Genomic DNA, 4,763 nt, shown 5'->3' with positions numbered 1-4,763 from the left:
GCGTCGCGCTGCACCGAGTCCAGCAGGTCGAAGCGCGTGCGCGCGTCCGCGACCGATTCGCCCGCGGGCAGCATGCCGGCCCACAGCAGCAGGAGGCGCACGGCCTCTTCACGCCGCTCGGCGTCGGACACCCAGGCCGAGGGATCCCGGATGCCCGCGAGCCGCAGCGCGAGCGCCTGCAGCGCCCGGGCGGCGCGATCCGTGCGCAGCGGCGCCGACAGCGGCCCCACGAGGTCGGGCGACGCGAACAGCCACATCCCGAGCAGCGCACCGGTGCGGGCCCGGTCGCCGTGGCCGGCGATGAGCCGGGCGGCGGCGACCGCCGCAGCCCCGCGGTCCGGAGTGTCCTCGAACACGTCGCGCGCGACGGCCGCCACATCGGGAAGGGGTACGCCCGGCTGCGGCAGGAACGCGCGCGGCGCAGCGGACAGCCGCGCTGCGAGCTCCTCGACGGAGGGGCCGGGCACGAGCCCCGCGTGGGCGGACCAGATCGCTTCCTCGTCGTGCTCCAGCGCCGCCCACGCGGCGAGACCGCTCTGCTCGATGCCGGTCACGCCGCCGCCCCCGCGTGCATGATCCGGCGCGCAAGTCGCGCGCACACCGCCGGGGCGTCGGTCATCTGCTGGATCTCCATGACCTCGTATCCGGTGTCGTCGGCACCGTAGCCCTGCTTCCGCGACCAGGCGTCGGGCACCACGACGAGCGTGCCGCTCGCCAGCAGGGGCAGCGTCCGCGGCGCGACGTCCGCGTACCGGTCCTGCCATGCGCCGAAGAAGCTCGCGACGCCGCTGTCGCTCAGCACCACCAGGTGGCGGCGCTCGCCGCGGCGGACAGCGGTGCGGTCGGAGAGGTAGCGCGACGCCAGCAGGTCGAGCGGGAAAACCGTGCCTCCCGCGAAGAACGTGCACAGCGTCCCGGTGATCTGCATGCGGTCGCGCGTGAACTCCTCGAACGAGGCGACCTGTCCGGGGCTCGAGAAGGAGGTGACGCGCACGCGACCGCCGCCGCGCAGCACCGACTGGACGAGGATCATTCCCGCGAGCACGGCGGGCGATCCGCGGTCCGGATGCGGCATGGATCCGGACGCGTCGACGTACAGATCGAGGGTCACGGGCCGTTTCTCGTGCACCGGATCGTCCGGCAGCAGGTCGCGTCGCCGCGTCGTCACACCGGGGATCATCGTGGCGCCGCGCGCGAGCGTGCCCGGCCAATCGAGGTCGGCGAGGTCGTCGCCCACCTCCCACGTCTCGAGCGCGCCCAGCAGGTCTTTTCGCGAGGGAACGGCGCGCGGTGCGCTGAGGGGCGCGGCGAAGGGCGCGGCCTCGCTCTGATACCAGGCGGCGAGCACCGCGGCGCGCTCGGATGCGGAGAACAGCGCGAGCGTCTGCGCGAGGCCGAAGCCCTGGCCCGCCTGGCGTTCCACGTCCGGCACATCCGGGACGGATCCCGCGTCGGCGAGCGTCAGCGACGGATGCAGCGGCGTCTCGCGCAGGCGGCCGTCGGCGAGGACCCGTTCGAGTTCCTCCGCGGTCGCGGCGGCGCCCTGCTCCTCGGAGCATCCGCCGATCCCGCCGGCGGGCCCGAACGCGGAGTCCACCGCGCCCGCGGCGTGCAGGGCGGAGACGTACGGGCCGAGGATCATGCCGAAAGGGAGGGCGCCGGAGATGGGATCCGTGCCGAACGCGCGCACGGTGTCGGCGAGGAAGCGCGCGTCGAGCTCGGGGTCGAGGGACAGCGCCGGATGCACCTGCGCCTCCGCCCGCTCGCGATTGATCTCCGCGGCCCGCCTCCGCCGCTCGGCCTCCTCGTAGTTGCCGCGATACCGGCTGCCGAAGCCCGTGGGAAGCCGGATGTCGGCGGGATCCACCTCGCCCAGGTTCCGCGCCTCCTCGGCCGCCGCCCGCGCCGCATCGCGCAGGCCGTGCGGGGGTTCGGACACGCACAGGGAGCCCGCCGGCAGCGACCAGAGCATCTCGTACGCGCGCATGACGACCCACCACGCGGGCCCCGTCTCCGCGCCGGCGTCGCCCTGCGCGATCATCGGCGCGGACAGCACGCGCCACATCCGGATCATCTCGGGCTCGCGGTCGGGATGGTCGGCACGCTGGGCGCGCGTGATGCGCGCGTTGATGAGCATGTCCGACCAGATGTTGGCGTACCGCGGCGCCTGAGCCGCGACGTCGACGGCGCCCAGCGGATCGCTCGCCGTGAGCGCGCGGGCGACCTGATAGCGGATCTTCAGCGCGTCGATGCGGGTGCTCGGGGCGAGCGCGTGGTGGCCGAGCTCGTGGGCGAACACGCTCCCCAGGAATGCCGCGCAGCCGACCCGGTCGAGCGCGACCGGGTCGTACGAGATCTCGGCCGGGAAGCCGAACCAGGCGAAGGAGGCCTCGTGCGCGTCCGGCTTGGCGACCGGCGGATGCATCCGGACGCTCCAGAGTTCCTGCGCCGCCTCCCAGGCCGCGGCGGCGGTCATCGCGACCTCCGGATCGTCGCGAGGTGCGTGCCGCCCGGTGCCTCGAGATCGGCCCAGCCGGGATCGTCCGACGCGGACCGGTGCTCGTCGTGCCCGGCGACGCGGTGGCCGAACACGTCGGCCTCGATCGCGATGCGCGCATCACCGACTCGCACGGTCCAGGCGCCGGCGGCGATCGGCTGCGGATCCCGCGGCGGCAGGTCCCACGGGCCGCCGAGGCCCCGGAACCCGCCCACCCGCGCGACGACCGACCGGGAGGTCGCGCCGGGCCACCAGAAGCGATCCTGCCGCTGGCCCGCGACGGTGGAGGCCAGCTCGTCCGGCCGCAGGCGCAGGGCGGCCGCGCATGCCATGGCGAGCGGCCCGGTCGCGGACGCCATGCGCGCCAGCGCGTCGTCCCGCAGGCCCAGCACACCCGCACGCCAGCCGGCGACCGCGCCGAGGGTGACGATCTCGGCGGGGGCGAGGTCGGGCACGGCTGCCACGCCGCGACCCAGGGAGTCGGCGAAGCGCGTGGCGTTCCCGCCCCATGCGACGACGCGCGCGCCGGCCGCGTGCAGATCCACGTCGTATCCGGTCGGAAGCGATGCGGTCGGCGCCTGGTCGGCGTCGATCGCGTGGCCCGGCCGCGCGATCACCGCTCGTGTCCCGTCATCGTGCCTCCAGCCAGCGCAGGTAGTTCGTGTACCGCTGGTGCAGATACTTCAGCGCGACGAGCTCGTCGAAATCACGGCCGTAGAGCTTCCCGGTCGCGGCGATCTGCGCGATGCGCGCCTCCACGGCCGTCACCCGCTGCGAGACGGCGAGGGCGTCGAGGCCGTCCAGTCCGTCGCCGAACTGCTCGAGCAGCACCGCGGTCGCGTCGGGACGGTCGCCGCCGAGCCGGCGATGCTCCGCGCTCGCCGCGTCGAACAGGTCGAGCAGCCAGCTCGCGTGATCCGTCGCGAGCTCGCGGTCGCTGCCCGCGTCGAACCGCGGGTGCTGCAGGTTGGGCCGCAGCTTGCCGCGCAGCGCGAACGGCACCATGGCGCGCACGTCCTCGCGCGAGACGGCCTTCTGGCCGCGGAACCAGGCGCACGCCTTCGCGTACAGGATCAGCGTCTGCAGTGCGCGGGGAGAGACGGAGCCGAGGGTCTGCGCGCCGGGGTCGACCTGCAGATCTGCGCCGCTGTTCGCGCCGATGACCTCCGCGACATCCCCGCCGGAGGTCGCGACGACGTCCTTCGTGCGGTACTCGAACATGCGGCCGCCGTGCTGCGCGAACTCGAACTGCGACACGAAGAACTCGATCTCGCGGCGCAGGGCCGGCGGCAGGGGCGTGGCGCGGATCGCCGCCCGCATCCGGATCCGGTCGTCGGGGCTGAAGACGAGCTCCGCAGGCACGTGGTCCTCGGGGCGTTCGCCGGCCTCCACGCGCGTGACGAGCTCGTCGAAGAAGCGGCTGTTGAAGCCCAGGGACTGGACGGTGACATCCATCCGGTCCTTGAGCGCCTGGATCACGGGGAAGGTGCCGCCGCCAGCGTCGTCGTTCGCCGTGAAGTACCAGCTGTCGATGCCGCCGGGAGGCGTGGTGCGGTGCATCTGGTCGTGGCTTTCGACGTAGCCCTCGGCGACCATCGTGAGCAGCGCCGACTGCGTCTTGGTGGGGATCCGGTTGTACTCGTCGACGATCTTCACGGGCGCATCCAGCCACCGGCGCCACGCGATGCGGATCCCGTCGAGCGAGTCGGCGTTCACGAGGTCGCGTGGAAGGGGCATGCCGACGAGGTCGCTGATCGTCATCTGGGGCTGACCTTGCTGGACGTCGCGGCGCACGTCGGCGGGGGACTGGCCCGCGAGCACGCCCATGAGCACGGCCAGCGTGGTCTTGCCTCGGCCCGGCCCCCCGATGAGCAGACAGCGCCCGCCGACGGCGAAGGTCAGCAGCGGCAGCAGCGCGTTCGAGGAGTACGACTGCTCGGCGGGCAGCACGAGCTCGGCGTTCGCGTCGCCGAGCGAGAAGCGGGTCGCGCGCGCCAGCCCGAACTCCACGTCGTAGTAGGGGGAGATCACCGCGCGGTTGACGAGCCAGAAGTATGCGCGGCGGAGCTTCTCGTCGAGCGCGGTCTCCACCGGCGGCGCCGCGGCGAAGAGATCGTCCGCCGTGTATCTCGCGTCCGGGTCCGGCGAGACCGGACGGGTGGGCGACTGCGAGGTGCGGCTCCAGCGCGCGGGATCCTGGTAGGTCGCACGGGTCATGTGCTGCTCTCCCTCTCTCGGACGATCTCTCGGCCGATGTCGCGGCCGA

The 4,763-nt window shown here is 73.6% G+C and carries 4 protein-coding genes; all 4 read right to left on the bottom strand.

Going from position 1 to position 4,763, the window contains the following annotated elements; translation table 11 throughout:
• Positions 1-554, bottom strand: a 554-nt coding sequence (locus RIF89_RS11015) for a hypothetical protein (protein WP_309069159.1), incomplete at its 3' end; no start/stop codon positions are given.
• The gene (locus tag RIF89_RS11010) at positions 551-2,476 is read right to left on the bottom strand and encodes a VWA domain-containing protein (protein ID WP_309069158.1); all 1,926 of its coding nucleotides are present in this window, start codon (positions 2,474-2,476) and stop codon (positions 551-553) included. The genes RIF89_RS11015 and RIF89_RS11010, both read right to left, overlap by 4 nt.
• Positions 2,473-3,114, bottom strand: coding sequence for a potassium transporter Kef (locus RIF89_RS11005; protein ID WP_309069157.1), 642 nt, complete (start codon positions 3,112-3,114; stop codon positions 2,473-2,475). Before RIF89_RS11005 ends, RIF89_RS11010 begins: the two co-directional genes overlap by 4 nt.
• Before the next feature lie 13 nt (positions 3,115-3,127).
• On the bottom strand, positions 3,128-4,714 hold the full coding sequence (locus RIF89_RS11000; RefSeq protein ID WP_309069156.1) for a MoxR family ATPase: 1,587 nt from the start codon (positions 4,712-4,714) through the stop codon (positions 3,128-3,130).
• Positions 4,715-4,763 lie beyond the last annotated feature (49 nt).

This window comes from Microbacterium sp., assembly GCF_031178525.1.
Classification (GTDB): domain Bacteria; phylum Actinomycetota; class Actinomycetes; order Actinomycetales; family Microbacteriaceae; genus Microbacterium.
This window is presented reverse-complemented; position numbering and strand designations above follow the sequence as displayed.